At 70.4% G+C, this 24068-nt stretch carries 31 protein-coding genes; 15 read left to right on the top strand and 16 right to left on the bottom strand.

Features of this window, described 5'->3' with window-relative positions; translation table 11 throughout:
• Positions 1-9 precede the first annotated feature (9 nt).
• From AC1DB1_RS05370 to AC1DB1_RS05355, 4 genes are all read right to left on the bottom strand, one after another.
• Positions 10-1218, bottom strand: a complete 1209-nt coding sequence (locus tag AC1DB1_RS05370; protein ID WP_477200085.1) for an RNA polymerase sigma factor — start codon at positions 1216-1218, stop codon at positions 10-12.
• 35 nt (positions 1219-1253) lie between these two features.
• Positions 1254-1673 (bottom strand): YciI family protein, encoded by a 420-nt coding sequence (locus tag AC1DB1_RS05365; RefSeq protein WP_477200020.1) that lies wholly within the window; start codon positions 1671-1673, stop codon positions 1254-1256.
• 101 nt (positions 1674-1774) lie between these two features.
• Positions 1775-2104 carry a hypothetical protein gene (locus AC1DB1_RS05360; protein WP_477200019.1) on the bottom strand — a complete coding sequence of 110 codons (330 nt, stop codon included), beginning with the start codon at positions 2102-2104 and terminating at the stop codon, positions 1775-1777.
• An 11-nt stretch (positions 2105-2115) separates the two neighbouring features.
• Entirely contained in the window at positions 2116-3243 is a 1128-nt protein-coding gene (locus AC1DB1_RS05355; protein WP_477200018.1) for a carboxylate-amine ligase, read from the bottom strand.
• A 97-nt stretch (positions 3244-3340) separates the two neighbouring features.
• On the opposite strand from AC1DB1_RS05355, the gene AC1DB1_RS05350 reads away from it, so the two are divergent.
• Both AC1DB1_RS05350 and AC1DB1_RS05345 read left to right on the top strand, forming a co-directional pair.
• On the top strand, positions 3341-4378 hold the full coding sequence (locus AC1DB1_RS05350; protein WP_477200017.1) for an iron-containing redox enzyme family protein: 1038 nt from the start codon (positions 3341-3343) through the stop codon (positions 4376-4378).
• Positions 4375-4611, top strand: coding sequence for a CDGSH iron-sulfur domain-containing protein (locus tag AC1DB1_RS05345; RefSeq protein ID WP_477200016.1), 237 nt, complete (start codon positions 4375-4377; stop codon positions 4609-4611). The genes AC1DB1_RS05350 and AC1DB1_RS05345 overlap by 4 nt, the downstream gene beginning before the upstream one ends.
• Before the next feature lie 4 nt (positions 4612-4615).
• On the opposite strand, the gene AC1DB1_RS05340 is transcribed toward AC1DB1_RS05345, so the two are convergent.
• Entirely contained in the window at positions 4616-5524 is a 909-nt protein-coding gene (locus tag AC1DB1_RS05340) for an SDR family oxidoreductase (protein WP_477200015.1), read from the bottom strand.
• 105 nt (positions 5525-5629) lie between these two features.
• On the opposite strand from AC1DB1_RS05340, the gene AC1DB1_RS05335 reads away from it, so the two are divergent.
• Positions 5630-6196: a TetR/AcrR family transcriptional regulator gene (locus AC1DB1_RS05335; RefSeq protein WP_271177520.1), complete on the top strand. Its 567-nt coding sequence runs from the start codon at positions 5630-5632 to the stop codon at positions 6194-6196.
• A 115-nt stretch (positions 6197-6311) separates the two neighbouring features.
• Positions 6312-6521 (top strand): hypothetical protein, encoded by a 210-nt coding sequence (locus AC1DB1_RS05330; protein ID WP_271177521.1) that lies wholly within the window; start codon positions 6312-6314, stop codon positions 6519-6521.
• A 4-nt stretch (positions 6522-6525) separates the two neighbouring features.
• On the opposite strand, the gene AC1DB1_RS05325 is transcribed toward AC1DB1_RS05330, so the two are convergent.
• Positions 6526-7485 (bottom strand): S1C family serine protease, encoded by a 960-nt coding sequence (locus AC1DB1_RS05325; protein ID WP_477200014.1) that lies wholly within the window; start codon positions 7483-7485, stop codon positions 6526-6528.
• A gap of 151 nt (positions 7486-7636) precedes the next feature.
• Here AC1DB1_RS05325 and AC1DB1_RS05320 point away from each other — a divergent pair, with 151 nt between their 5' ends.
• The 3 genes from AC1DB1_RS05320 to AC1DB1_RS05310 all read left to right on the top strand — a co-directional run bounded on the left by AC1DB1_RS05320 (position 7637) and on the right by AC1DB1_RS05310 (position 10529).
• A complete protein-coding gene (locus AC1DB1_RS05320; protein WP_271177523.1) occupies positions 7637-8812 on the top strand; it encodes an alcohol dehydrogenase catalytic domain-containing protein in 1176 nt (391 codons plus the stop codon).
• Positions 8809-9543, top strand: a complete 735-nt coding sequence (locus tag AC1DB1_RS05315; RefSeq protein ID WP_271177524.1) for an alpha/beta fold hydrolase — start codon at positions 8809-8811, stop codon at positions 9541-9543. Before AC1DB1_RS05320 ends, AC1DB1_RS05315 begins: the two co-directional genes overlap by 4 nt.
• Positions 9544-9668: 125 nt before the next feature.
• On the top strand, positions 9669-10529 hold the full coding sequence (locus tag AC1DB1_RS05310; RefSeq protein WP_271177525.1) for a phosphotransferase: 861 nt from the start codon (positions 9669-9671) through the stop codon (positions 10527-10529).
• Between the two features lie 4 nt (positions 10530-10533).
• Here AC1DB1_RS05310 and AC1DB1_RS05305 read toward each other — a convergent pair whose 3' ends face one another.
• Both AC1DB1_RS05305 and AC1DB1_RS05300 read right to left on the bottom strand, forming a co-directional pair.
• Positions 10534-11226 (bottom strand): GntR family transcriptional regulator, encoded by a 693-nt coding sequence (locus AC1DB1_RS05305; protein WP_271177526.1) that lies wholly within the window; start codon positions 11224-11226, stop codon positions 10534-10536.
• Positions 11227-11371: 145 nt separating this feature from the next.
• A complete protein-coding gene (locus AC1DB1_RS05300; RefSeq protein WP_477200013.1) occupies positions 11372-12397 on the bottom strand; it encodes an NAD(P)/FAD-dependent oxidoreductase in 1026 nt (341 codons plus the stop codon).
• Between the two features lie 81 nt (positions 12398-12478).
• Between AC1DB1_RS05300 and AC1DB1_RS05295 the strand changes: the two genes are divergently transcribed.
• The gene (locus tag AC1DB1_RS05295; RefSeq protein WP_271177528.1) at positions 12479-13078 is read left to right on the top strand and encodes a helix-turn-helix domain-containing protein; all 600 of its coding nucleotides are present in this window, start codon (positions 12479-12481) and stop codon (positions 13076-13078) included.
• A gap of 96 nt (positions 13079-13174) precedes the next feature.
• On the opposite strand, the gene AC1DB1_RS05290 is transcribed toward AC1DB1_RS05295, so the two are convergent.
• Positions 13175-13651, bottom strand: coding sequence for an aromatic ring-opening dioxygenase LigA (locus AC1DB1_RS05290; RefSeq protein ID WP_477200012.1), 477 nt, complete (start codon positions 13649-13651; stop codon positions 13175-13177).
• Positions 13652-13925: 274 nt separating this feature from the next.
• On the opposite strand from AC1DB1_RS05290, the gene AC1DB1_RS05285 reads away from it, so the two are divergent.
• A complete protein-coding gene (locus AC1DB1_RS05285; RefSeq protein ID WP_271177530.1) occupies positions 13926-14135 on the top strand; it encodes a hypothetical protein in 210 nt (69 codons plus the stop codon).
• On the opposite strand, the gene AC1DB1_RS05280 is transcribed toward AC1DB1_RS05285, so the two are convergent.
• Entirely contained in the window at positions 14136-14639 is a 504-nt protein-coding gene (locus tag AC1DB1_RS05280; protein WP_477200011.1) for a hypothetical protein, read from the bottom strand.
• A gap of 211 nt (positions 14640-14850) precedes the next feature.
• Between AC1DB1_RS05280 and AC1DB1_RS05275 the strand changes: the two genes are divergently transcribed.
• The gene (locus tag AC1DB1_RS05275; RefSeq protein ID WP_477200010.1) at positions 14851-16302 is read left to right on the top strand and encodes a basic amino acid/polyamine antiporter; all 1452 of its coding nucleotides are present in this window, start codon (positions 14851-14853) and stop codon (positions 16300-16302) included.
• Positions 16303-16451: 149 nt separating this feature from the next.
• Here AC1DB1_RS05275 and AC1DB1_RS05270 read toward each other — a convergent pair whose 3' ends face one another.
• The 3 genes from AC1DB1_RS05270 to AC1DB1_RS05260 all read right to left on the bottom strand — a co-directional run bounded on the left by AC1DB1_RS05270 (position 16452) and on the right by AC1DB1_RS05260 (position 17546).
• The gene (locus AC1DB1_RS05270) at positions 16452-16709 is read right to left on the bottom strand and encodes a DUF6458 family protein (protein WP_271177533.1); all 258 of its coding nucleotides are present in this window, start codon (positions 16707-16709) and stop codon (positions 16452-16454) included.
• A 45-nt stretch (positions 16710-16754) separates the two neighbouring features.
• Positions 16755-16919: a hypothetical protein gene (locus AC1DB1_RS05265; protein WP_271177534.1), complete on the bottom strand. Its 165-nt coding sequence runs from the start codon at positions 16917-16919 to the stop codon at positions 16755-16757.
• Positions 16920-17045: 126 nt separating this feature from the next.
• Positions 17046-17546: a MarR family winged helix-turn-helix transcriptional regulator gene (locus AC1DB1_RS05260; RefSeq protein WP_271177535.1), complete on the bottom strand. Its 501-nt coding sequence runs from the start codon at positions 17544-17546 to the stop codon at positions 17046-17048.
• Between the two features lie 138 nt (positions 17547-17684).
• Here AC1DB1_RS05260 and AC1DB1_RS05255 point away from each other — a divergent pair, with 138 nt between their 5' ends.
• Positions 17685-18995: a serine/threonine-protein kinase gene (locus tag AC1DB1_RS05255; protein ID WP_477200009.1), complete on the top strand. Its 1311-nt coding sequence runs from the start codon at positions 17685-17687 to the stop codon at positions 18993-18995.
• A gap of 38 nt (positions 18996-19033) precedes the next feature.
• Here the strand turns inward: AC1DB1_RS05255 and AC1DB1_RS05250 are convergent, their stop codons facing one another.
• On the bottom strand, positions 19034-19357 hold the full coding sequence (locus AC1DB1_RS05250; protein ID WP_271177537.1) for a hypothetical protein: 324 nt from the start codon (positions 19355-19357) through the stop codon (positions 19034-19036).
• A gap of 65 nt (positions 19358-19422) precedes the next feature.
• On the opposite strand from AC1DB1_RS05250, the gene AC1DB1_RS05245 reads away from it, so the two are divergent.
• Complete coding sequence (locus AC1DB1_RS05245) at positions 19423-20451, top strand: PHP domain-containing protein (protein WP_477200008.1); 1029 nt, start codon at positions 19423-19425, stop codon at positions 20449-20451.
• A gap of 119 nt (positions 20452-20570) precedes the next feature.
• Here the strand turns inward: AC1DB1_RS05245 and AC1DB1_RS05240 are convergent, their stop codons facing one another.
• Entirely contained in the window at positions 20571-20744 is a 174-nt protein-coding gene (locus AC1DB1_RS05240; RefSeq protein WP_271177539.1) for a CsbD family protein, read from the bottom strand.
• Between the two features lie 237 nt (positions 20745-20981).
• Here AC1DB1_RS05240 and AC1DB1_RS05235 point away from each other — a divergent pair, with 237 nt between their 5' ends.
• The 3 genes from AC1DB1_RS05235 (at position 20982) to AC1DB1_RS05225 (ending at position 23196) form a co-directional block, all read left to right on the top strand.
• On the top strand, positions 20982-21854 hold the full coding sequence (locus tag AC1DB1_RS05235; protein WP_477200007.1) for a serine/threonine-protein kinase: 873 nt from the start codon (positions 20982-20984) through the stop codon (positions 21852-21854).
• Positions 21855-21932: 78 nt separating this feature from the next.
• The gene (locus AC1DB1_RS05230) at positions 21933-22289 is read left to right on the top strand and encodes a hypothetical protein (protein ID WP_271177541.1); all 357 of its coding nucleotides are present in this window, start codon (positions 21933-21935) and stop codon (positions 22287-22289) included.
• A gap of 124 nt (positions 22290-22413) precedes the next feature.
• Positions 22414-23196 carry an esterase/lipase family protein gene (locus tag AC1DB1_RS05225; protein WP_477200006.1) on the top strand — a complete coding sequence of 261 codons (783 nt, stop codon included), beginning with the start codon at positions 22414-22416 and terminating at the stop codon, positions 23194-23196.
• On the opposite strand, the gene AC1DB1_RS05220 is transcribed toward AC1DB1_RS05225, so the two are convergent.
• Positions 23193-24041 (bottom strand): alpha/beta fold hydrolase, encoded by an 849-nt coding sequence (locus AC1DB1_RS05220; protein ID WP_477200005.1) that lies wholly within the window; start codon positions 24039-24041, stop codon positions 23193-23195. The genes AC1DB1_RS05225 and AC1DB1_RS05220 overlap by 4 nt on opposite strands.
• Positions 24042-24068: the final 27 nt, after the last annotated feature.

Below are 24068 nucleotides of genomic sequence, written 5' to 3'. Positions count from 1 at the left end.
GACGCGGGCCTACGGTTGCTGCAGCGCCGCCGCCTTGCCAGCCAGCACGGCGCGTTCGGCGGCGTTGTCGCACAGTTGCGCCGCCCGTTCGTATTCGACGCGCGCGTCGTCGCGTCGCCCCAGGCGCGCGAGCAGTTCGGCGCGCACCGCCGGCAGCAGGTGGCTGCGCCCGAGCTCGTCGCGTGACGCGAGGTCGTCGACGATCTCCAGACCGGATGCCGGGCCCGACGCCATCGCGACGGCCACCGCGCGGTTCAGCTCGACGACCGGCGACGGGGCGACCTGACCCAGGGCCTCGTAGAGCACCACGATCCGTCCCCAGTCCGTCTCGTCCACCGAGACGGCGACAGCGTGACACTCGGCGATCGACGCCTGCAGGCCGTACGGGCCGAGCCCGCGACCGGCTGCCGCCGAGCGGGCGAGCGCCGCGCGGCCTCGCCGGATGGCCGACCGATCCCACCGCCGCCGGTCCTGGTCGGCCAGCAGCACCGGATGCCCGTGCGCGTCGAGTCGCGCGGGAAATCGCGCCGCCGTCAGTTCCATCAGCGCGAGCAGTCCCCACACCTCCGGCTCCGGCACCAGGCGGGTCAGCACCCGCGCCAGCCGGAGCCCCTCCTCCGCGAGGTCGGTGCGGATCCAGGCGTCGCCGCCCGACGCCGACGACCCTTCGGTGAAGATCACGTAGACGACGCTCAGCACAGAGCCGAGCCGCTCTGCGCGTTGCTGTCGTTCGGGCAGCGCGAACGGGATCTGCGCGGCGGCGAGCGTCTTCTTGGCGCGCGTGATGCGCGCCTGCACCGTGGCCACCGGCACCAGGAACGCCTTAGCGATCTCGTCGGTCGTGAGGCCGCCCACCACCCGCAGGGTGAGGGCGATCCTGGCCTCGCGCGACAGCACCGGGTGGCAGGCCGTGAACATCAGGGCGAGCACGTCGTCGTCGATCGCATCCGGGTCGAACAGCGCGTCGGCACCGGGCGTCGTCTCGTCGAGACCGCGCGCCAGCAGCGCATACCGTTCGTCACCGGCAGCCCTGCGGCGGAAGGCGTCGATCGCCCGCCGGCGACCGACAGCCAGCAGCCAGGCGGTGGGATCGTTCGGGACTCCGCCCGTCTCCCAGCCGACCAGGGCCTCCCCGAGGGCCTCCTGCGCGACATCCTCGGCGAGCGCGAAGTCGCGGGTGTAGCGGGCGAGTGCGCCGACGATGCGGGCGGTCTCCATCCGCCACACCGCCTCGACGGCGCGCCTCGCCTCGCTCACAGCTGCCCGGTGGCCTCGCGCCAGGCGCGCTCCTTCTGGATGTACTCGTTGTCCTGCGGGAATTCGTCGATCGACGGCACCCGGCGGATCTCGGCCTTCGTTCCGGAGGAGTACGGCAGCCGCTTCGCCCACTCGACCGCCTCTTCCTGCGAAGCGACGTTGAGGATGTAGAAGCCGCCGAACAGCTCCTTCGTCTCGCCGTAGGGGCCGTCGGTCACGACGGGCGTCTCCCCGGTGAAGTCGACGACTACGCCGTTGGCCGCGTCGTCGAGTCCCTCGGCGGCCAGCAGCACGCCGGCCCGGATGAGTTCGTCGTTGAACTTCCCCATCGCATCGATCATCTCGGTGAAGTCGATGTTCTGGAACTTCGCGAGGCCTTCGTCGGTCGCGCGCATGATGAGCATGTACTTGGGCATGATGTGTGGTTCCTTCTCGGTCTGGAGGGTGCTCTTGTCGACCCTCTCATCCCAAGGTCGAACGCGCGAGAGCCGGATCGACACCAGGCCGGAATTCTTTTCTAGAAGTCGTCCCACTGCGACGTCGCCTGGTTCTCGGGGAGGAATCCCGGACGCATCGGCGCGAGCTTGGCGGAGGACTGCTCGAGACGCTGGGCGAACTCGTCGTCGACGATGTCGTCCCAGTCCTTGTCCGACGGTTCACTCACGAGCTGGCTCGCCGGGCCGAGCAGCACCTCCACGTCACCGAACTCCCCGGTCACCGTGCGCGCGGGGACGAACGCCGTCTCCGACATCCCCTGCCGCGCGAGCGCGCTCGCGTACTCGAGGATGGCGGCGGAGATCCTGTCTCCGGTGTAGAACGCGGTACCCGCGTAGATGACCTTGCGCATACCCGCGAGTCTTACCCCAACCCCGCAGCGACGCCACCCCTTGCGGCACCCGCCCGCGAATGCAGTGCCAGCCCGGAGACGCCGCCGGCCGCGTATGCGCCCCGCTGCCGCTCGGCGCCGTTGCCGTCCGCGAACACGGCGGTGACGAACGTCCTGACCGTCTCCTCGTCGCCGTGTGCGTCGAGCCCCGTGCTCGCGGCCCGCACGAGCGCGTCGATCACGACCGGCGCCGGCTGCATGGTTCCGGATGTCGGATCGAGGAGCTGACCGCGGATGCCGTCTCTCGCCGCGTGCCAGAGCGACGCATCCAGAAGCTCGGCCTCCACCACCGGCGGATCTTCCGGTGAGGCGACGAGACCACGGGTCAGGGCGGCGAGGGCGATGCTGCTCTCGACATCCGTCTGCGCGTCGAACACGCGCACCTCCACCGTCGGAAAGCGCTCGGACGGCCGCGCCACCCAGTTGAGCGTGCCCGCGTCCGTGGTGCCACCGACCCCGCGGAGTGCCGCCGTGCGCGCGTCGTAGTCGGCGGCATCCTGGAACCGCGGAGGGATCCCGTACGTCGTCCAGCGTCGGCTGTGGATGGCGCGCCAGCTGTCGAAGCCGGTGTCCCGCCCGCGCCAGAACGGCGAATTCGCGGAGAGAGCCAGGAGGGCGGGGAGCCACGGACGCAGCCGGTTCATGGCGACGACGGCCGCCTCCCTCGACGGGACGCCGACGTGCACGTGGAGTCCGTTGATCTGGTGGTCGGGGACGATCGCCCGGAACTGCTCGGCGATAGCCCGGTACCGGTGCTCGGGTGAGAGCGCCGCGTCGTCGCGCATAGAGAACGGAGCCCCCGTGCTCGCGGCCAGCAGTCCGAGGCCCCCGGCGGCGGCGGCGAGGTCGTCCCGGAACGCCCCGAGCGCGGCGCGCGCCTCCTCGAGGCGGGTGAACACCTGCGACGGATGCTCGATCTGCGACGCGAAGAACTCCCCGGTCGGGCTGCCATGAGACTCGCCAGTTGCACTGCTACCGGCGCCGCCTCGCGCACCGTCGGCGCCGAGTGCCGCCATCACCGCGCGCGCCGCATCGACGGGCACGAGGGTGACCGGATCGAGGAGCATGAATTCTTCCTCGATCCCGAACGTTGTCTGCACGTGCGCTCCTGTCCCGGTCGTGCTCCGCACGGTACGCATGACGCAGCGCCCCTGGCAACCCGTTGACGGTGTGAGAATGCGGCGGGAGTGTCGAGACATGACACTTCGCATCACCCCGCGCGGCCCGGTCAGCGCTCAGCTGGCCGAGGCGCTCCGCACCGCTCCCGACCGCGGCATTGCGGCGATGGAGCTCGCGGCCTCGCTCACGAACGACGCGCTCGCCGCCGAACCCGACCTCGTCGCCGACGACGACCTCCAGCTCGCCCTGCTCCTCAGCTACGGCCTCTCCTACGGCGATATCGGTGACGCGGATGAGGCGTGGGAGTGGCATCCCGCACATTTGGCCGTGCGCGGCCCGATCGAGCAGCTCTTCGAACGGCAACTGCGCGACCGGGTCGGCTCCGCTGACCTTCCGGAGGCGAACGCGGAAGCGGTCGCGTCGTACCTGTTCGCGCTGACCGCGGACGACAGCGGGCCGAGTCTCTCCCGCTACCTCGCGAAGAAGGCGACGGACGAGCAGGCCCGCGAGTTCGTGATCCAGCGCTCGATCTACACCCTGAAAGAGGCCGACCCGCACTCCTGGGCGATCCCCCGCCTCACCGGACGCCCCAAGGCCGCTCTCGTCGAGGTGCAGTCCGACGAGTACGGCGGTGGCCGCCCGGAGCGCGTGCACGCCACGATCTTCGCGGGCACGATGCTCGGCCTCGGACTGGACGACAGCTACGGCGCCTACATCGACCGCGTACCGGCGGTGACGCTCGCATCGTTCAACATGATGTCGATGTTCGGCATCAACCGGCGCCTGCGCGGCGCGATCGTCGGCCACCTCGCCGCGTTCGAGATGACCTCCTCGATCCCCAACCGGCTCTACGGGAACGGCTTCCGCCGCCTCGGTTACGGCGAGAACGTCACCTGGTACTTCGACGAGCACGTCGAGGCGGATGCGGTGCACGAGCAGATCGCGGGCCGCGACCTGGCCGGCGGGCTGGCGGAGCAGCATCCGGAACTGCTCGACGACATCGTCTTCGGCGCGAAGGCCTGCCTGTATGCGGACGGCCTGGTCGGCGCCCATCTGCTGGAGCGCTGGCAGGCGGGCGCGAGCTCGCTGCGAGAGGCGTCGGAGGTGGCGGCGTGACCAGCGTGACCGGCACGGCGGGGGCGGACGACGAGACACTGATCGTCGCCTGCACCGACGGGCCGCTGCTGGTGCGCGGCCCGGTGCGCCTGGAGGGCTCCGACGGCCGGCTCATCGAGCAGACACGCCGCACCGTCGCTCTCTGCCGGTGCGGCGTGTCCACCATCAAGCCCTTCTGCGACGGCACTCACAAGCTGGTGAACTTCCGCACGGACCCGCAGTTGGAGGAGTGACGCGCTAGGCTGCCGCCGCCGAGCGGAAGTAGTAGCCGGCCTCCAGGTCTTCGAGCAGCGTCGGATGCGTCGGCGTCCAGCCGAGGAGCTCCTGCGTGACCGCACTCGATGCCGGCACGTCGACCGAGAAGAAGCGGCCGATCCAGCCGAAGTGCTGTTCGGCGTCATCCGGCGCGATCGACACGGTGGGAACCCCTAGACCGCGGCCGATCGCCTCAGCGATGTCGCGCGTCGCGATGCCCTCCTCTCCGACAGCGTGCAGGATGCTTCCCGCCGGGGCCTTCTCGAGCGCGAGCGCGATCATCCGGGCCGCGTCGCGACGATGGACGGCCGGCCACCGGTTGGAGCCGTCTCCGACGTATCCGGATGCTCCGCGCTCGCGGGCGACGCCGACCAGCGTGGACACGAAACCGTGGTCTCCCTCGCCGTGCACCGTCGGCGCGAACCGCAGGCTCACGGAGCGCACCCCGTTGTCTGCGAAGCCGAGCGCGAGGTTCTCGCCGCCACCGCGGGGAGAGTCGGGACCGACCATGGGCGACACGTCCCGCTCGGTCGCCAGACGACCGGGGGCGAGCAGCGCGACGCCGGACGCGAACAGGAACGGACGATCGGATGCGGCCAGCACGTCGCCGAACGTCTCGACGGCGGCCCGCTCGGTGCGACCGGCGCCGAGGTAGTCGGAGAAGTCGTGGTTGAAGGCGAGGTGGATGACGCCGTCGGCGTTCTCTGCGCCCGCCCGCAGGCTGTCGAGGTCGCCGAGATCACCCCGCTGAACCTGTGCGCCGGCGGCGGTGAGGGCCGCGGCCGAGGCGTCGGACCGGGCGAGCCCGGTGACCTCGTGGCCGGCGGCGATGAGCTCCGGGACGACGGCTGAGCCGATCCAGCCGGATGCTCCAGTGACGAATACCCGCATGGGAGACCTCCTTCTCGTCCGGTCGTCGCGGCCGGGCGGTTGATGTCAGTTACTGTCATCACAGTACACCCTCATGTCAGTCCCTGTCATCACTAGACTGGGATCATGGGACGCTGGGAGCCGGACGCGCGTGGTCGCCTGCGTGCGGCCGCGATCGAGCTGTTCAGCGAACGCGGCTTCGACCAGACCACGGTCGCCGACATCGCGGAACGCGCGGGCGTCACGGAGCGCACCTTCTTCCGCCACTTCGCCGACAAACGCGAGGTGCTGTTCGAGGGTTCGCAGGTGCTGCAGGCGACCGTCATCGAGGCGATCGCGTCGGCGGAGCCGGGAACGCCCCCGATCGAGACGGTCGCCGCCGCGATGCAGGCCGGCGCCGGCCTCCTTCAGGGCAACCGCGACTATTCGCGGCTGCGCGCCACGGCCATCGCCGCGAATCCGAGCCTGCACGAGCGCGAGCTGCTCAAGCTGGGGCGTCTGGCCGCCGCGGCCGCGGAGGCGCTGCGCGACCGGGGTGTCGCGGAACCCGCGGCCAGCCTGGCGGCGCAGACGGGCGTGACGCTCTTCTCGGTCGGGTTCGAGAAGTGGCTCACCGACGGCGCCGTCGACGACTTCGCGCTGCACATCCGGGAGTCGCTCGCCGAACTCAAGGCACTCACCGGCGACGCGTGAGCACCCGGGCAGTTCCGCGACGATGGCGGGTTGCCCGAGCGCCGCACCCGGCCTACTGTTGGCGCGAACTTCGCCTCGACCAGGCGATGCCTCCGACCCGAAGGAGACCACGAGCATGACCCGTGCTCAGCGAGACCCGCAGGGGCTCCGGCGCTGGCGCCTGGCGAGCATCGTGGTGTGTTCGGTCGGCATCGTCGCGGGCGTCTCGGTGATCGCGCTCACCCCCTACAGCAACTGGGGTGCGCTCGTCACCGGCGTGTTCGGTGCGGCCTCGGTCGGGATGTGGTGGCTGGGCACGGCGCGACCGCCCGGCGACGACGGCTGAGTGCTCAGCCCTCGTCGAGTTCGCGCGGCACGGTGATCGCGTCGACGAGCGCGCCGTTGCGCCACACCGTGATCTCGATCGGCCGGTCGATCGCATCCTCGACCATCAGCTGCTGCACCGCCGTCGTGGTCACGACCTTCTGACCCGCGAGTTCGACGACGATGTCACCGCGACGGAGCCCCGCATCATCGGCGGGGCTCCCGGCGACGATGCCGGCGACCTGCAACCCGGTGGGCGAGCCGATGCGCGCCGTGAGCTCCGGCGAGAGCGGAACCTGCGCGCCCGCGATCCCGAGCCACGCCCGCCGCACCCTCCCCTTCGCCATCAGGGTCGCGATGATCTCGCGGGTCGTGCTGTTGATGGGAACGGCGAGGCCGACGCCGATTCCCGCGACGGCTGTGTTCACGCCGACCATCCGGCCCGCGCTGTCGGCGAGCACGCCGCCGCTGTTGCCGGGGTTGAGGGCGGCATCCGTCTGGATGACTTCGTCGATGACCCGTCCGGAGGGCGTGGGCAGCGAACGTCCGAGTGCGGAGACGATGCCGGCCGTGACGCTGCCGGCGAGCCCGAGCGGGTTACCGAGGGCGACCACGACCTGGCCGACGTGCAGGTGCGAGGCGTCACCGAACTCGACCGGCTCGGGAACGGACCCGCGCGCGTGCAGCACGGCGAGGTCGGAGAGCGTGTCGCGACCCACGACATCGACTTGCGTCGTGGTCCCGTCGCCGAAGGCGGCTTCGGCCGACCGCGACCCGGCCACGACGTGGGCGCTCGTGAGGAGGAAGCCGTCGGCCGTGATCACGCTCGCGCTGCCGGCACCGGAGCCCCGGCTGCTGCGCACCGTGACGCTCGCGACGCTCGGGAGCACACGCGCGGCCACCGCGACGACGGTGCGCGAGTACGCGTCGAGCAGCCCGTCGTCGTCCATCGCAGGAACGCCGTTCTCGTCGTTCGACTCGTTCATGAGGATCACGAGCGTACGCCGCGCCCGGATGCCCGAAGCCCGCGTTCGCTCCCAGCTAAGCGTGTGCTCAGCGCGCGTCGATGCCACTCCGCAACGGCGCCATTGCGCAAGCCCCTAACGTGCCGGCATTGCGCGGCGTACAACTCGGCAGATGAGAGCACTCACCTGGCAGGGCACCAAGCGCGTCGCAGTCGTGGACGCCCCCGACCCGCGCATCCAGCAGCCGACCGACATCGTGATCCGCATCACCTCGACGGCGATCTGCGGCTCCGACCTTCATCTGTACGACGTTCTCGGGCCGTTCCTGGCCTCGGGCGACATCCTGGGGCACGAGCCGATGGGCATCGTGGAGGAGGTCGGGTCCGACGTGCGCACGCTCAGCGTCGGCGACCGCGTCGTCATCCCGTTCGTGATCGCCTGTGGCGAATGCCACATGTGCCGCCTCGGCCTGACCACCCAGTGCGAGACCACGCAGAACCACGACCACGGCACCGGCGCGAGCCTCTACGGCTACACCGAGCTCTACGGCTCGGTCCCCGGAGGTCAGGCCGAGCGTCTGCGCGTTCCGCTCGCCGACTTCAACGCGCTCAAGGTGGGCACCGAGCTGCCGGATGACCGCTATCTGTTCCTCAGCGACATCCTGCCGACCGCGTGGCAGGGGGTCGAATATGCGAACGTGCCCGAGGGCGGCGTGCTCGGGGTCATCGGGCTCGGTCCGGTCGGCCAGTTCGCCAGCCGCATCGCCGTGCAACGCGGTCACCGTGTCGTCGCGGTCGACCCCGTACCGGAGCGGCGGGCCATGGCGGAACGGCACGGCGTCGACACGTTCGACCTGAGCGACGACGCCGCGGACTGGCTGCGCGAAGCGACGGACGGGCGCGGCCCGGATGCCGTGATCGACGCGGTCGGGATGGAGGCGCACGGCAACCCGGGCACGGCGGCGGTGCAGTCGGCGGTCGGATTCCTGCCCGACGCGGTCGCGAAGAAGCTGATGACCACCGTCGGCGTCGACCGGCTCTCGGCCATGATGCTCGCGATCGACGCAGTGCGCCGCGGCGGGACCGTCTCGCTGAGCGGGGTCTACTCCGGCGTCGCCGATCCGATGCCGTTCATGACCATGTTCGACAAGCAGCTCGCGCTGCGGATGGGCCAGTGCAACGTGCAGAGCTGGCGCGCCGACATCCTGCCGCTCGTCGAAGACCCGAGCGATCCGCTCGGCACCGAAGACCTGGTGACCCACCGCGTAAGCCTCGAAGAGGCGCCGCGCATGTACGACCTGTTCCGGGACAAGGAGGACGGTTGCATCAAGGTCGTCCTCACCCCGTGAGTCCGGCGAACCTCACGCGCAGTCCTGCCGTCGTCACAGCCGATACGGGTGGCGACGGCACGGTCTACCTCCTCATCCACGGCATCGGGGTGAGCTCCCGCTATTTCGAGCGCCTCGTGCCGCGGCTCGCGCCGAACGGACGGGTCGTCACGATCGACCTGCCCGGCTTCGGGCGCGCACCGAAGCCGGACCGCCCGTACACGGTCGAGGACTTCGCCGAGGTAGTGGCCGACGTGGTCGATCGGCTCCGGCTCGGCTCCTGCGTCGTCGTCGGCCATTCGATGGGCTCGCAGGTCGCGACCCGGCTGGCGCTCCGGCGACCGGATGCGGTGGCGGCGCTCGCCCTCATCGGGCCGGTCATCGACGCGCGCGAACGCAGCGCCGTCGTCTCCGGGCTGCGACTGGCGCAGGACACCATCGGGGAGCGTCCGCGCGCGAACTGGCTGGTGCTCAGCGACTACCTGCGCTGCGGGCTGCCCTGGTACCTCGCTGTACTCCCCTCGATGCTCGCCTACCGCATCGAGGACGACCTGCGCGAGGTCACGGCACCCGTCACGCTCATCCGCGGCGCCGGAGACCCGATCGCGCGCACCGATTGGCTCCGGATGCTCGCCGAACGCGGCCCCGCGGCGACCGCTGTCGAGGTGGCGGGCGCCCGCCACCTGGTGATCCACTCTCACCCGGCCGAGACGGCGCGGCAGCTCCGCCTCCTCGCGCAGCCGGCGCACTGACGCGCCCCTGTGAGGGCCCGCGGGAGCCGAGGTGCCCTGAATCGTCGCCATTCGCGTGCCGTAACGACGATTCGGTGCACCTCAGCCTCGCCCGATGGGCATGCTGCTGCTGGCAGGATGGGGAGATGACCTCTGAGACCAGGGCCGACGACGGCCTCCGCTACGTCGAGCCTGCGGGCGTGCATCCGGAATCGCCGCTGCTCGGAGGCGACGTGACCGAGGGCGTGGTGCGCGTCGCGGACACTGTGCGCCGACCGGTCAGCGAGTCGTCCGAGCGGGTGCGGCGGGTTCTGGAGCACCTCGACGCGGCAGGGTTCGACGGCGCCCCGCGTTTCCTCGGGGTCGACGCCTCCGACCGGGATGTGCTCACGTTCGTCGAGGGCGAGGTCGCCGGCCGGCCGTGGCCGCTGTGGGTCGGAGACGAGGAGCGCGCGGTCAGCGTGGCCCGGCTGGTGCGACGCTACGACGACGCGGTCTCGACACTGGGCACACCCGAGTGGTCGCGCACTGCCCGTCCGTCCGACCCCGCGGGATGCCCTCCGCCCGTCGCCGGAGCACCGACCCTCATCGCCCACATGGACATCACGCCCGAGAACGTCGTGTTCCGCGACGGCCGGGCTCACGCACTGATCGACTTCGACCTCATCCGCCCGGCGACCCGCGTGGAAGAGCTCGTGAACCTTCTGCTCTGGTGGGCCGCCTGGATGCCGCCCGAGGACCGCTACCCGCCGCAGCAGGGGATCGACGCGGCACGCCGCGGCGCGGTCCTCCTCGACGCCTACGGCCTCGAGTCCGACGATCGCGCGCGGGTCGTCGACGTCGCGCGCAACGCTGCCGAGCGCTCCTGGCATCTCATGAAGCGCAACGCCGCAGAGCGCGGCGGCGGCTGGCAGCGGATGTGGGACGAGGGGGTCGGCGACCGCATCCTCCGCCGCGGCCAGTGGCTGACCGCGAACGCGTCGGCGTTGCACGCCGCGATCACCTGAGTGCTCAGGCGCCGGTGGGCGGCCCGATGATCAGTGGATGCTCCAGCGCGTCTTCGTCGAGCCGGAAGACGAGCTTGGTCGCGCGCTCCACCGCGTCGGAACCACCCGTCTCCCAGGCCCGGGCGAGCTCGCGGTACCCCGCGGCGATCTCCTCCCACGGCATGTCCATGCTCTGCACCACCACCGTGAGGTTGTAGCCGAGGGCGACCGCCGACTGCGCCACCAGGCGCCGCAGCGTCAGGTTGGGGTTCAGCTGGTTGACGCTCGCGAAGTACCGCGCGACGGTGTGGACGAAGGCGCGTCCGTCGTGCTCCTCGAGGTGACCGACCGAGACGTGCACCGCCTCGATCAGCCCGGCCCGGTCATCCGGAGTCGCGACCCGGTAGGCGAGCGTCGTCGCCCCGACGACGAGCACACCGATCGCCTGCAGGTAGTCGACGGCCTGCTCCGGCCGGGGACGAACGACCCTGGTGTGCGCCTGGGGCGCCGTCTCGATCAGTCCCTCGAGCGTCAGCGCGTAGAGCGCCTGGCGGATCGGAGTGCGCGAGATCTTGAGCCATCGCTGCAGCTCGGCATCGTCGAGCACTTCGCCCGGCTTGAGGTCACCGTCGAGGATCGCCTTCTGGATGGCGTCGTACGCCTGATCGCGGATGAGCCGGCGCGGCTTGCGCTCCTCGGGCGCCGCAGGGATGGGCACGGCGGACCTCCTTCGTTCCGCCCAGCTTGCCAGATACGCCGCTCGGCGGGCGGGGTGCGGTTGGAGGTCTAGATTGTTGTTTCAATTTCAGCTAGATTGGGCGCTGCCGATGACCCCCCTCCTCGGCAGCGATGCGCATCGCACCTCAGTTCGACCTCGCCTCTTTCACAGAGAGCGAGCCGCCAGAGGACCCCGGGCTCCGACCGGCCTGGGGCTCTCTGGCCGGGTCGAGCGCCGCAGCCACGTCCTCGTCCACGAGCCCTGCGTTGATGGCGCCGGCGATCAACGCTCCAGCGCCGAGCGACACCGGGACGTTGGCCCGCGGGTCGACGACATTGCCAACGGCCCAGACTCCCGGGATGCTCGTCCGCCCGTCCGCATCGACGGCGACCCAGCGCATCCCGCGCGCCTCGGTGGTGGCGGCCCCGAGGGCCAGCAGGAGCTCGTCGCGCGGATGCATCGTGGGTCCGGTGAAGATCGCCCCCACCTCGACCACGGACCCGCCGGCCAGTTCGACGCCGGTGAGGCGATCGTCACGATCGACCCGGATGCGGGCGATCGCGCGCCGCTCGATGCGGATGCCGCGCGCGAGCAGCCGGCGCGTCGCCTCGTCATCCGGGTCGCCCACGCCGTTGACGAAGTAGACGATCCGCTCGGACCATTGGCGGAGCAGCTGCGCCTGCTCGACACTCTGCGGCGACGTGGCGACGATGCCGATCACGCCGTTGCGGCGCTCCCAGCCGTCGCAGTACGGGCAGACGACGACCCCGCGCCCCCACTGCTCGCGCAGCCCGTCGATGTCGGGCAGCTCGTCGCGCAGGCCGGTCGCCACGAGCAGGCGGCGTGCCCGCACGGCCCTACCCTCGACAGCCACCCGGATGCCGTCCCGTCCGACCGACGCCGTGGTCGCCTCGCCCGCGATGAACGCACCGCCGTAGCCCTCGACCTCGGCCCGCCCGAGGCGCAGCAGCTCGGTCGGCGGCAGGCCGTCGTGCCCGAGCACGCCGTGCATGTGCGGCGCGAAGCGGTTGCGCGGCTGACCTCCGTCGATCACGACGACCGAGCGGCGGGCGCGCACCAGCGCCAGAGCAGCGCTCAGCCCGGCCGGCCCTCCGCCCACGATCGCGATGTCGACGTCGGTCATGTGCGTCTCTGCAGTGTCGTTTCCCATGCTTCGACCCTGGCGCTAGGGCTGCAGTTCTGGCAAGCTTGGTTGCTGAAACAGCAACTTCCGAGAGACAGGGGCACCACGATGACCGATGACATCCGGGAGGTGCTCGCCACCGCGGGCGCACGCATCCGGGCCATTCGGGAGAGCCGCGCGCTGACCCTCTCCGCCGCAGCCGAGGCCAGCGGGATCTCGACGAGCACCCTCTCGAGACTCGAGTCCGGGAGCCGTCGCGCGACCCTCGAGCTCCTCCTGCCACTAGCCCGGCTCTACCGGGTGCCGCTCGACGATCTCGTCGGCGCGCCCGCGACGGGCGACCCGCGCGTGCATCCGCGCCCGGTGCTGCGCAACGGCGTGACGACCATCCCGCTCTCGCGCAGCGGCGGCGAATGGAGCGCGTTCAAGCAGATCCTTCCGCCGCGACCGGACGCCGAGTACACGCAGCGCGTTCACGAGGGGTGGGATTGGCTCTATGTGATCTCGGGCCGCCTGAAGCTGTGGCTCGGAGACGAGACCTTCGTGCTGGAGGAGGGCGAGGCAGCCGACTTCGACACCCGCACACCGCACGCGTTCGGCAACCCCGGCCCCGGCGTGCTCGAGGTGCTCTGCCTGTTCAACAGCCAGGGTCAGCGGATGCACGTGCGGGCGGCCGCCCCACCGCTCACGCAGGGCGCGCCGGCCTGAGCAGCCACCCGAGACCGTGCGACGACAACGGGAGAGGGCCCCGCGACGTCTCGCGGGGCCCTCGATCTCGGCCCGGTGACGGGCACTATCGGGCTGCTATACGGCACCCGGGCGCGCACGCTGGGTGAGCGCGACGAGCGAGCCGCCGAAGAGCCCGAACATGAGGCCGACTCCCATGGCGAAGAAGGAGACACCGAACGACACGACGGAGGTGAAGAGCGACGCCCGCAGGAAGGACGCGTTCATCACGGTCGCGCGGAGCGGGTCTTCCTTGTCGAGCTGGGCGTAGGTCTTGCCTTCAGAGGAGTGCAGCGCGTGCTCGTTGATGATGTTCGCCTCGGCGAGCGCGGTGAACGGGTCGGTGACGTTCGCTCCGGGGAACCACTCGGAGTCTGAGGCCACCGTGATGTGCTGGTCGGCGAGCTGACTGCTGACGACACCCCACACCACGCCGCCCGCGACGAGCATGACGACACCGGCGAGGATCGAGAGGAATCCGGTCCACCGGATGAACCGGTGGCGCGTGAGCCCTCGGGTGCCAGCAGAGGCGGTAGAAGTCGAAATGTCGGTCACAGGAAGACCCTTCGTCGGTAGTGGATTCTGTTCGCGTTCGTCGGCGAACGGAAGAAATTCTACGCTCTGTAGAAGTCGCGATCCGGGGTGTGGTGGCCGTGCAGCGACGGGTCTGCCGGACACGTGCGCATCTGCGGGCCGTCTACGTGCGAAGAGTGGCCCATCTACGTGCAACCGACGCGTCACTCCTCGGAAGCCCTGTGTTCAGGCACTTGTTGACCCCCGTTCGCGTGTCGTCTGCTCGACGCGCGTCACCCTCCCCTTGAATGGGATCGTGAGCGAGCGATGGGTAACACCAACGGGGAACGCCCCTCATGTCGGCGAGCGGGTGACCCTGGTGCGTTGGGTCCGCTCCCTCGACGGATGGGGGTCCGAAACGGTCAGAGGCCGGCATCAGCGCCTGGATGGCGACGAGTGGGTGATCGACGTCCTCGGCGAGGAGCGGCGACTGCCGCGCTCCGAGTGGTCGCACTGCCAGGAGTAGTCAGTTCGTGAGATCGTCCCGGAGCGTGTCGAGCAGGCGCAGGAACCGCGCCCGCTTCTCCGGGGTCCCGACGTCGCCGGCCGGCATCGTCAGCTCGATACCCGAACCGTAGACGACGTGGACGGTGACCCGTCCGGGCCACTCGACCTCGTCCTCATCGCTGATCGATCGACCGGTGGCGGTGATGTTGATGTACGCGAGTCCCCTGCGCGGATAGAGCCGCGCGCTGATCCGGGCCGCCTCACCGGGCGCAGGGATGTCGGCCGTTCCGAGCACGAGAGCACGCTCCGTGTACACGACGATCCGGAAGGCCAGCGTGCTGTCGTCGCGCTGGAGCCCCGCGTCGATGTAGGCGACGGGATCGTCGCCGACGGCGAGCGCGACGCCGGTCAGCAGCTTCTCATACCAGGCGGGCTCGGGGTCCCAGAGGCTGGCGAGACCGCTCTCGGCGCGCAGAGCACCGTCGATCAGATCACGCACAGCGCTCAGGTCGGGTTGCGTCATGGGCTCCTCCTTGCCGGTCTCAGTGTGCGTCAGCATCCGGCGATTCGGCAACACCGCCGGCCGGTTCGTAGCGTGAAGGATTGCCGGGACAGCCGGAGAGGACGGGCGAGGTCGCGCAGCGACGGCGGGGAGCCCTACTGTCGATGGTGGCGCATCCACGATCACGACACGTTCCACCGTCCGTGACGCCGCGCGAACGAAGAGAGGCCGCATGAGCACGGCGAGCACCACCGAGGTCGAACCGGCGCCGACCCGCGGCCTCCCGGTACCCGCCCTCGCCGGCATGGTGGTCGGCTCGATGGTCGGAGCCGGCGTCTTCTCGCTGCCGAGCACCTTCGCCGCGGCTACGGGCGTGGTCGGCGCGGCCATCGCCTGGACGATCGCGGGGCTCGGGATGCTCACCCTGGTGTTCGTGTTCCAGCGCCTCGCCGTGAGAAAACCCGAGCTCGACGCCGGCATCTACGCATACGCCAAGACCGGGTTCGGCGACTACGTCGGGTTCTTCTCCGCGTTCGGATACTGGGCGAGCGCGTGCGCCGGCAACGTCACGTACTGGGTGCTGATCGGCTCGACGCTCGGCGGGCTCTTCCCCGCGTTCGGCGCGGGCAACACGGTCGTCGCCGTCGCCGTCGCGACCGGTGGTCTCTGGCTGTTCCACTTCGTGATCACGCGCGGAGTGCGGCAGGCGGCGATCCTGAACTCCATCGTCACCGTGGCGAAGCTGCTGCCGCTGCTGCTCTTCGTGGTCGTCGTCGCGATCGCGGGGTTCAACTGGCAGACCTTCACTGCGAACCTCTGGGGCGGCGCCACTCCGGATGCCGGCGCACTGCTCGGACAGATCCAGTCGACGATGCTGGTGACCGTCTTCGTGTTCCTCGGCGTGGAGGGCGCGACCGTGTACTCGCGCTACGCCCGCCGCCGCCGCGACGTCGGGCGTGCGACCCTCCTGGGATTCCTGAGCGTTCTCGCGCTGTTCGTGCTGGTGAGCATCCTGTCGTTCGGGGTGCTGCCCCGTGGAGAGCTCGCGGGGCTGAGGCAGCCGTCGGTCGCCGGGGTGCTCGAGGCGATCGTGGGCCCGTGGGGCTACTGGTTCATCAGCATCGGCCTCATCGTCTCGGTGCTCGGCGCCTACCTCGCGTGGTCCCTGATGGCGGCCGAGGTGCTCTACACGGCCGCGAAGAGCGAGGATGCCCCGCGGTTCCTCACCCGCACGACGAGACGCGGGGTGCCGATAGCGGCGATGCTCCTCACGACGACACTCGTGCAGGCGCTGCTGATCGTCACGATCTTCTCGAACGACGCCTTCGACTTCATGCTCAAGCTGTGCAGCTCGCTGGCACTCATCCCGTATCTGCTCACGGCCGGCTACGCCCTGAAGCTCGAGACGCGGGCCGGCGACGACCCGGCCGGCCGCTCGCGGCGCGGCTTCGCGGTGGCGGCACTCGCGACGATCTACGCGCTGTTCCTCGTGATCGCCGGCGGGCCGACCTACCTGCTCGTGTCGTTCATCATCTATGCGCCCGGCACCGTGCTCTACGTCATCGCGCGACGCGAACGCGGGCTGCGCGTCTTCACGCGCTGGGAGCTGGTGATCTGCATCGCCGCGATCACCCTGGCGGTGGCGGCCGTGGTGGCACTGGCCACAGGGGCGATCGTCATCTGACCCGGCACCGATCGCCGGTGCGGACGCGCGACGCACGGCGAAAAGACGCCGCTTGAATGGTCGAGCGGGCGCGCCGAAGCACGCCCGCTCGCCGTTGAGGCCCCAGGGGTCGGTAAGGGCCTCGTTTCGGGGGTTGTGGACTCCCAGGTCTAGATGGTCGTGTCGTCGACGTCCGTCGAGCGGCGCGTGACACGCTCGCCCGAGACGGGGTCGACACCCTGGCGCGTCGTCGAAACTGCAGTGCGACGGCGCGTGATCAGGACGATACCCAGGATGATTCCGACGACGCCGGCGGCCATGAGGATGTAGCCGACGAGGTGGAGATCGATCCAGGACACCTGCACGTTGAGCGCGAAGGCGAGGATGGCGCCGACGACGAAGAGCACGATTCCGGTTCCGAGGCTCATGAGCTTCCCTTCCTTGTCGTTCTGTTGTCGTTCGTCAGGCCGTCCTCAGACTCGACGGCTTCCGGTGAGCATCCGCACCAGCCACACGACCACTGCAATGACGAGCAGCACGATGCCGACCCAGAGCAGGAAGTTGAGGGACGAGACGAAGCCTCCGGTGAGAAGCAGGATGATCGCGATGATCGCGATGACGATCAGGAGAATGTTCATTGTGGGGAACTCCTTCTTATGCGGATCGCGGTTGCGATCCGTCAGCGCACCCATGCAACAACTAGTTCACGAAACTAGCAAGTGGGGAGAGGGGCATAGAAATCTCATGGAAATCGGAGTAAGGGTCTAGGCCTTGCTGTCGTCGATCTCGTCGACCGCCGAACGCATCCGGTCGAGGAATCGCGTGACCACCTGCATTTCTTCCGGACTGAGCGACTCCGCCGCCAGGATGACCTGCGAGTGCGTGTCGCCGACAGCATCCCGGATGCCCGGATCGTCGGCCTTGAGAGGGATGATCTCCACCGAGCGGCGGTCGGTGCGGCTCGCCCGCCGCTGCACGTAGCCTCCGCGCACGAGGCGCCCGATGAGCGCCGACGTGGACGCGGTCGAGATGCCGAGGTAGTGCGCGATGTCCTTGGCGTTGGTGACCGTGCCGGTCTGGTCGTTCGCCAGGATGAATCGCAGCGCGAGGAAGTCGTTCTCGCTCATGTTCATCGTGACGCCCTTGCGCCTGCGCATCGCCGCTTCGGCGGCGCGGTAGGCGCGCAGTGCGTTCAGCACGGCGTGGGTTCCCGGCGAGTCGGGGAACCCTCCGGCGTCGCCTGGAGGAGGTGGAGCGTCTGTCACGCCATCCATTCAAGACCCGAAATCGCTAGTTAATCTAGGTATTCCCTGTGACTGTGCGATCGGCCCGGAGGCGTCTACAGTGGTCCGGACTCTAGGGCTCACGAAAGGAGCACCACGATCGACCACCCGACCGGACGCGTGTTCGGTGCACGGTTCCAACTCGTCCGCGTGATCGGACGCGGGGGTATGGCCACCGTCTACAGCGCGCAGGACCTGCAGCTCGATCGGGCCGTCGCCGTCAAGGTGTTCGCGGCAGGCGAGGCCAGCGACGATGCACGCCGCCGCGCCGAGACCCAGCTGCTCGCCCGGCTCAACCACCCGAACCTGGTGACCCTCTTCGATGCGCACCTCGCGGCGTCCGACGCCGACGAGGATCCCAGCTACCTGGTGATGGAACTGGTCGACGGACCGAGCCTGCGCGACGAGCTGAAGCGGGGTCCGCTGCCGGCTCCCGAGGTCGCCGCGCTGGCGGTCGAACTCGCTGAGGCACTCGTGGCCGTGCACGCGGCCGGGGTGGTGCACCGCGATCTGAAGCCGGCGAACATCCTGCTCGCGCTCACCGGCCTGCCGTCGGTGCCCTACCGAGGCAAGCTCGCCGACTTCGGCATCGCCCATCTCGTGGGATCGGAGAGGATCACGAGCAACGGCATCGTGATCGGCACGGCCGCCTACCTGAGCCCCGAGCAGGCCCACGGCGCCGAACCCGGCCCGGCGGCCGACATCTACTCCCTCGGCCTCGTGCTCATCGAAGCGCTGACCGGCAACCGCGCCTTCCCGGGGACCGCTGCCGAGTCGCTCGGCGCGCGAGTGGTGCGCGATCCGCTGGTGCCATCGAACCTCCCGCCCGCGTGGGCGGAGCTGCTCACCGCGATGACGGCGCGCGCGCCGGAGGCACGACCGGATGCGCTCGAGGTCGCCGTACGGGCGAGGGAGCACGCCGCCGAGCTGGACGGGTGGGCGCCCGGAGAGGATGAGACGGCGCCAGCGACGGTCGTGGCGGGGGGCGCGGGTGCGGGTGCTGCGGGTGCGGGTGTCGGTGCGGGTGCCACGCCGGATGACCCCACGCTCCTGCTCACACAGGCGTCGGCCCCGCCGCCGATTGCGGAGCCGCCCGCCAGGCGTCCGCGCCGCGGACTCATCGGCGCCATCGTCGCCGTCGCCGTGGTCGCCATCGCGGCGGTGATCGGCGTCGGCGCGTGGATCGGCGCCAACGCGCCCGCTGCCACCCCCTCGCATATACCGTCGCAGACTGTGGCACCCGTCGCCCCCGTGAGCAGCACACCCCCGAGCCCCCGGCCGACCCCGTCGGTCACGGCACCAGCAGCGCCCACTCCCGCGACGCCCACCACGACACCGAGCGACAAGGGAAACGAGAAGGGCAACGGGAAGCCCGGGAACGACGACGGCCCCGGCCCCGGGAAGGGCAAGGTCAAGAAGGACAAGGGCTGACGCCCCGACCGAGCTATCGCGGTGTTACGACTCCGGTGCTACGAGTCCTTGCCGACGGCGGGCTCACCGACGAATTGGTGGGCTTCGCTCGCCAGTTCGGGCCAGTCCTCGGTGTCGCCGACGCGTGCCCAGGCGCCCCGCGCTTCGACCACGCCGGCGGATCCCGGCTCGGCCACGCCGCGCTCGATGAGGTCGGCCGTGCGTTCGGCGGGCAGATCGACCACGAGCGCGTCTCCGTCGAGGCGCGCGAAGAGCCGACCATGCACGTACAGAGCGCCTTCCGTGGCCGCGACGTCGTCATCCGGGTCTTGCAGCAGTTCTTCCAGCAGGCCTTCGAAGGCGATTTCGGCGCGTTCGCTCACGTGATCCTCCTCTGTGGGTGAGTGCCACAGTAGCCCACACCGGCGCACACGGGGATGATGGGCAGATGAACCCTGTCGACGCGCTCAACGAGATCGCCTTCTGGCTGGAACGCGAGCTGGCACCCAGCTTCAAGGTGCAGGCGTTCCGGCGTGCGGCGGCGATCATCGCCCCCCTCGATCCGGATGAGCTGCAGCGTCGCGCAGACGACGGCCGCCTCAAGCGCACCAAGGGGATCGGCGACCGCACGTACCAGGTGATCACCCAGGCGCTTGAGGGCGGCGTCCCCGACTACCTGGCCGGCCTGCGCGAGTCGGGTGCGCATCCGCTGGCCGATGGCGGGGGCGACGTGCTCGCCGCGCTGCGAGGCGATCTGCACAGTCACAGCGAGTGGTCCGACGGCGGCACACCGATCGAGCTGATGGCGTCGGCGGCGCAGGCGCTCGGTCGCGAATACCAGGCGATCACGGACCACTCGCCGAACCTGAAGGTCGCCAACGGCCTCGATGCCGAACGACTGACCGAGCAGCTCGCGCTCGTCGAACGGCTCGACGCCGAAGCGGGCGACGGCTTCGCGCTGCTGACCGGCATCGAGGTGGACATCCTCGAATCGGGCGAACTCGACCAGACACCCGAGCTCCTCGGCCGCCTCGACGTCGTCGTCGCGAGCGTGCACTCCAAGCTGCGGTCGGACCGCGCGACCATGACGCGCCGGATGCTCGCAGGCATCCGGGATCCGAACACGAACGTGCTCGGGCACGTCACCGGACGCCTCGTGGAGGGCTCACGCGGAACGCGGCCGCCCTCGGAATTCGACGCGGCAGCGGTGTTCGCCGCCTGCGCCGAAAACGATGTCGCGGTCGAGATCAATTCGCGTCCGGAGCGTCAGGACCCGCCCGACGACCTCATCGCCCTTGCCCTCGACGCCGGCTGCGTGTTCAGCATCGACACGGATGCGCACGCCCCCGGCCAGCTCGACTTCTTGCAGTACGGGGCGGCACGCGCGGCATCCAACGGGGTGCCGCTCGACCGGATCGTGACGACGTGGCCGCTCGACCGCCTGCTCGACTGGCTCGGCTCACCGCGCAACCGCTGACCCGCCCGGACCGCGACGGCTGACCCCCAGACACAGAGGAAGGGTGAGACCCGTGGACGGAGTCTCACCCTTCTCTCGACGCGGCACGCGATCGGCAGGCGCCGCGCACGGCACGTGGATCAGTGCTTGAACGCGTCCTTGACGTTCTCGCCGGCCTGCTTGACGTCGGACTTGGCCTGGTCGGCCTTGCCCTCCGCGACCTTCTCGTCGTTGCCGGTGGCGTGGCCCACTGCTTCCTTGGCCTTGCCCTTGACGTCTTCAGCGGCGTTCTCGATCTTGTCCGATGCACCCATGTGATGTCCTTTCCCCGTTGCCCGGTTCGGCAACCGTGCTTTCGCGTTGCCCGGAGCGACAACACTGGGGAACGTACGCCGTGCATCCGGGTGTCTCTATGGGGTAGACGAACCTTTCGGCAAGTGCACGGGTTCGCCGGAGTTTCCGGCCGATTCGCATATCGGGAGCGCGCGTGTCAACCCCCTCGCTCCGATGCGCGGGCTCCCGGATCGTTCTCTACACTGGCGAGCGGAGGCATGATGGCAGCGTTATCGGAGCCGACCGTTCCTGCGTTGCTCGGCCGGTACCGACCGGAGAGCCTCGTCGGCCGGGGAGGCATGGCGACGATCTTCCGTGCCCGGGACGAGATCCTGGGGCGTGAGGTCGCACTGAAGGTCTTCCGCTCCGGCGGGCAGGCCGATATGGAGCAACACCACACGGAGCTGAGCGCTCTCGCGCGCCTCAGCCACCACGGCATCGTGTCGCTGATCGATGCGGGCGTCGACTACTCAGCACCGGATGACCCCCGTCCGTTCCTCGTCATGGAGCTCGTCTCCGGCGCCGACCTCGCGACCACGCTCGCCCAGCGCCGGCTGTCGGTGCGCGAGATCAGCGAGATCGCCTTCGACCTCGCCGAAGCGCTCGAGTACGTGCACGCCCAGGGCGTCATCCACCGCGACATCAAGCCGTCCAACGTCATGCTCGTCGAGTACGGCACGTCGGCCTTCCGCGCCCGTGCCCGGCTCACCGACTTCGGCATCGCGGTCGACACGTCGGAGCCGCATCCCGACGAGTCGGGCGTCACCACCGGCACCGCCGCCTACCTCAGCCCGGAGCAGGCCTCGCACCAGCAGGCGACGACGACGAGCGACATCTACTCGCTCGGTCTCGTGCTGCTCGAATGCTTCACCGGCTCGATCGCGTTCCCGGGCGGCATCGTCGACTCGGCACTGGCCCGGCTGCAGAACGACCCGCCGATCCCTGCCGACCTCCCGGACGACTGGAGCGTGCTTCTCACCCGGATGACCGCGCGCGAGCCGGCCGACCGGCCGGATGCCGCCGAGCTGGCCCTGGCGTTCCGCGAGGCGGTCATCACCGCTGTCGGCAGGCACCGTCAGCCGGAGGCGTAGCGCCGGGAGCGTAGCGCCGGGGCGCACTTCGCTGTCACACGGATGCGCGCGCCGGCCGCCGAGCGGTAGCGTCGTGCGGTGGACATCACCGACTGGATCGAACACCGCCGTCACGACGGAGAACTCGTGGGCTGGATGCGCCCGGAGGGCGAGTCGTTCGTGCCCGTCGACCTGCTCGGGCGCGACGTGAGCGCGGCGACGGACTGGCTGTCGGCGGAGGAGCAGCTCGAGGAGCGCGGCCTCGGCTTCCTCGCGGAGCCGTACCTGCTCGAGCTCGAGGACGGCGAGCGCAGGCGCGTGCGGATCACGGAGGTCAGCACAGAGGGCATCCGGCTGCTGAACGACGAGTTCGGCGCGGCCAGCGCCGTCGGGGCGCCGCGGATCGAGTACACACTGGCCTGGCCGGCCCCGGCGCACCTGCGCCCGCTGCGCTGACGCGCCGCCTCGCCCCGGGCATCCACCCGATGGTGAACAGTCATCGGTCCAGTACTGGCGAACGGCGCCGAAACAGAGTTCGCTGGGTGCGCGGGCACGGCGGTGCGGGAGGAAGGGAGTCCGGATGACGGACGGACCGGCACGACAGGCGGGGGCGGCGGTCGCCGTCGCGCAGGACTGGGGCCGTCGCGGCTTGGGACTGCTGCGGCGAGCGGGCGTCGTGGCGGCCGACTACGAGTACGCCATCCGGCACCAGGTGCGCGCCGAGTTCGACCGCGGCACCCCGGAGGCGCTCGTGGAGATCGACGGCGATCGCGCGCCGGTCGTGCTCCTGCCCGGCATCTTCGAGACATGGCGCTTCCTGCGGCCGCTCGCGCGGCACGTGCACGAGAGCGGGCATCCGGTCCACGTGATCACCGCGCTCGAGCGCAACCTCGGCTCGATCGCCGACGGCGCTCGCACGGTCGCGGAGTACCTGGAGCGGCACGATCTGCGCGACGTCACGATCGTGGCGCACAGCAAGGGCGGCCTCATCGCCAAGCAACTGCTCGGGATCCCCGAGGTGACCGGTCGCGTGCGGCTGCTCGTCGCGGTGTGCACGCCGTTCTCCGGATCGACCCTGGCGCGGTTCGTGCCGTTCCAGAGCGTGCGGTCGCTGCAGCCGTCGGACGAAGCCCTGCGGCAGCTGGCCCTCGCGTCGGATGCGAACGCCCGGATCGTCTCCGTCTCCGGGTGGTTCGACCCGCACATCCCGAACGGCAGCGCGCTCGACGGCGCGCGGAATGTGCAGCTGCCGGTCGGCGGTCACTTCCGCATCCTGGCCAGCGCGGAACTCTTCGCGCTCATCGACGACTGCCTCGGCGACCCGGAACGCCCCGACGAGCGGCGGGACGATTCCGCCGGCTAGGCCGGACGTTCCATGTCGACGATCCAGTCGAAGGCCACCGGCAGTGCACCGAGCACCGAGATGTGTCCCTCGCGCGGGCGCAGCCAGAGCTCGGCGCGCGGCAGGCGTCCGAGCATCCACTGGGCGTGCGCGGCCGGCACGACACGGTCGAGGCCGCCCTGCACGAGCAGCACGGGCGCCTCGATCTCGGCGAGTTCCACGCCCCAGTCGCTCACGTAGGCCACGTCGTCGTCGATCTCGCCGCCCGGTCCCGCGCCCCCCGCTCGTCCCGCGTCGGCGCCGAGCACGCCCCAGGCGCCCTCGAGTGCCGTCCAGTCGGCGCGGACGAAGCTGCTCTCGTCGAACTCGGCGGTCTCGGCGAACCGCGCGCGGGCGTCCCGGCTCTCGCGCGCAGACCGGAGGGCGCCGTCCGCCGCCATCCCGTCGAACCAGCCGATCTCGTCGGTGTACGGGGCGACCGCGGCGAGCGCCACGACGGCGAACACGCGGTCGGGAGCCAGGCCGGCGCAGGCGAGCGCATGCGACCCGCCACCGGACGCCCCGACGGTCGCGAACTTCCGGATGCCCAGCGCATCCGCGACCGCGAGCACGTCGCGCGCCGCAGCGGCGATCGAGCGACCCGGCAGCGGCGAACTCCCCTCGTACGACGGACGCGTGACCGAGACGATCCGGATGCCCCGCTCGGCGGCCGCCTCCACCACCGGCGCGAGGAGCCGGCCGGTCTGCGGCGTCCCGTGGTGCCAGAACGCGGTGAGACCACCGCCGCCGGCCGCCGCGCCGACCGGCCCGCTGTCGTAATACCGCACCGCGCGATCGCCGACCCTCAGTTCCGCCCCATCGTCCATCCGCCACCTCGTCGTCGTAGTATTCCC

Source organism: Leifsonia sp. 10N434 (assembly GCF_056394405.1).
Note: the sequence above shows the minus strand (reverse complement) of the source record. Positions and strands in the feature narration are given on the sequence as shown.

Bases quoted from the DNA above. Each gene is read 5' to 3' on its own strand.
- AC1DB1_RS05225 (WP_477200006.1), top strand. From the start codon at position 22,414: ATGACGGACGGACCGGCACGACAGGCGGGGGCGGCGGTCGCCGTCGCG.
- AC1DB1_RS05235 (WP_477200007.1), top strand. From the start codon at position 20,982: ATGATGGCAGCGTTATCGGAGCCGACCGTTCCTGCGTTGCTCGGCCGG.
- AC1DB1_RS05325 (WP_477200014.1), bottom strand. From the start codon at position 7,485: ATGAACGAGTCGAACGACGAGAACGGCGTTCCTGCGATGGACGACGAC.
- AC1DB1_RS05340 (WP_477200015.1), bottom strand. From the start codon at position 5,524: ATGCGGGTATTCGTCACTGGAGCATCCGGCTGGATCGGCTCAGCCGTC.
- AC1DB1_RS05220 (WP_477200005.1), bottom strand. From the start codon at position 24,041: ATGGACGATGGGGCGGAACTGAGGGTCGGCGATCGCGCGGTGCGGTAT.
- AC1DB1_RS05295 (WP_271177528.1), top strand. From the start codon at position 12,479: ATGACCGATGACATCCGGGAGGTGCTCGCCACCGCGGGCGCACGCATC.
- AC1DB1_RS05240 (WP_271177539.1), bottom strand. From the start codon at position 20,744: ATGGGTGCATCGGACAAGATCGAGAACGCCGCTGAAGACGTCAAGGGC.
- AC1DB1_RS05330 (WP_271177521.1), top strand. From the start codon at position 6,312: ATGACCCGTGCTCAGCGAGACCCGCAGGGGCTCCGGCGCTGGCGCCTG.
- AC1DB1_RS05245 (WP_477200008.1), top strand. From the start codon at position 19,423: ATGAACCCTGTCGACGCGCTCAACGAGATCGCCTTCTGGCTGGAACGC.
- AC1DB1_RS05265 (WP_271177534.1), bottom strand. From the start codon at position 16,919: ATGAACATTCTCCTGATCGTCATCGCGATCATCGCGATCATCCTGCTT.
- AC1DB1_RS05300 (WP_477200013.1), bottom strand. From the start codon at position 12,397: ATGGGAAACGACACTGCAGAGACGCACATGACCGACGTCGACATCGCG.
- AC1DB1_RS05280 (WP_477200011.1), bottom strand. From the start codon at position 14,639: ATGACGCAACCCGACCTGAGCGCTGTGCGTGATCTGATCGACGGTGCT.
- AC1DB1_RS05350 (WP_477200017.1), top strand. From the start codon at position 3,341: ATGACACTTCGCATCACCCCGCGCGGCCCGGTCAGCGCTCAGCTGGCC.
- AC1DB1_RS05270 (WP_271177533.1), bottom strand. From the start codon at position 16,709: ATGAGCCTCGGAACCGGAATCGTGCTCTTCGTCGTCGGCGCCATCCTC.
- AC1DB1_RS05370 (WP_477200085.1), bottom strand. From the start codon at position 1,218: ATGGAGACCGCCCGCATCGTCGGCGCACTCGCCCGCTACACCCGCGAC.
- AC1DB1_RS05310 (WP_271177525.1), top strand. From the start codon at position 9,669: ATGACCTCTGAGACCAGGGCCGACGACGGCCTCCGCTACGTCGAGCCT.
- AC1DB1_RS05275 (WP_477200010.1), top strand. From the start codon at position 14,851: ATGAGCACGGCGAGCACCACCGAGGTCGAACCGGCGCCGACCCGCGGC.
- AC1DB1_RS05365 (WP_477200020.1), bottom strand. From the start codon at position 1,673: ATGCCCAAGTACATGCTCATCATGCGCGCGACCGACGAAGGCCTCGCG.
- AC1DB1_RS05335 (WP_271177520.1), top strand. From the start codon at position 5,630: ATGGGACGCTGGGAGCCGGACGCGCGTGGTCGCCTGCGTGCGGCCGCG.
- AC1DB1_RS05320 (WP_271177523.1), top strand. From the start codon at position 7,637: ATGAGAGCACTCACCTGGCAGGGCACCAAGCGCGTCGCAGTCGTGGAC.
- AC1DB1_RS05360 (WP_477200019.1), bottom strand. From the start codon at position 2,104: ATGCGCAAGGTCATCTACGCGGGTACCGCGTTCTACACCGGAGACAGG.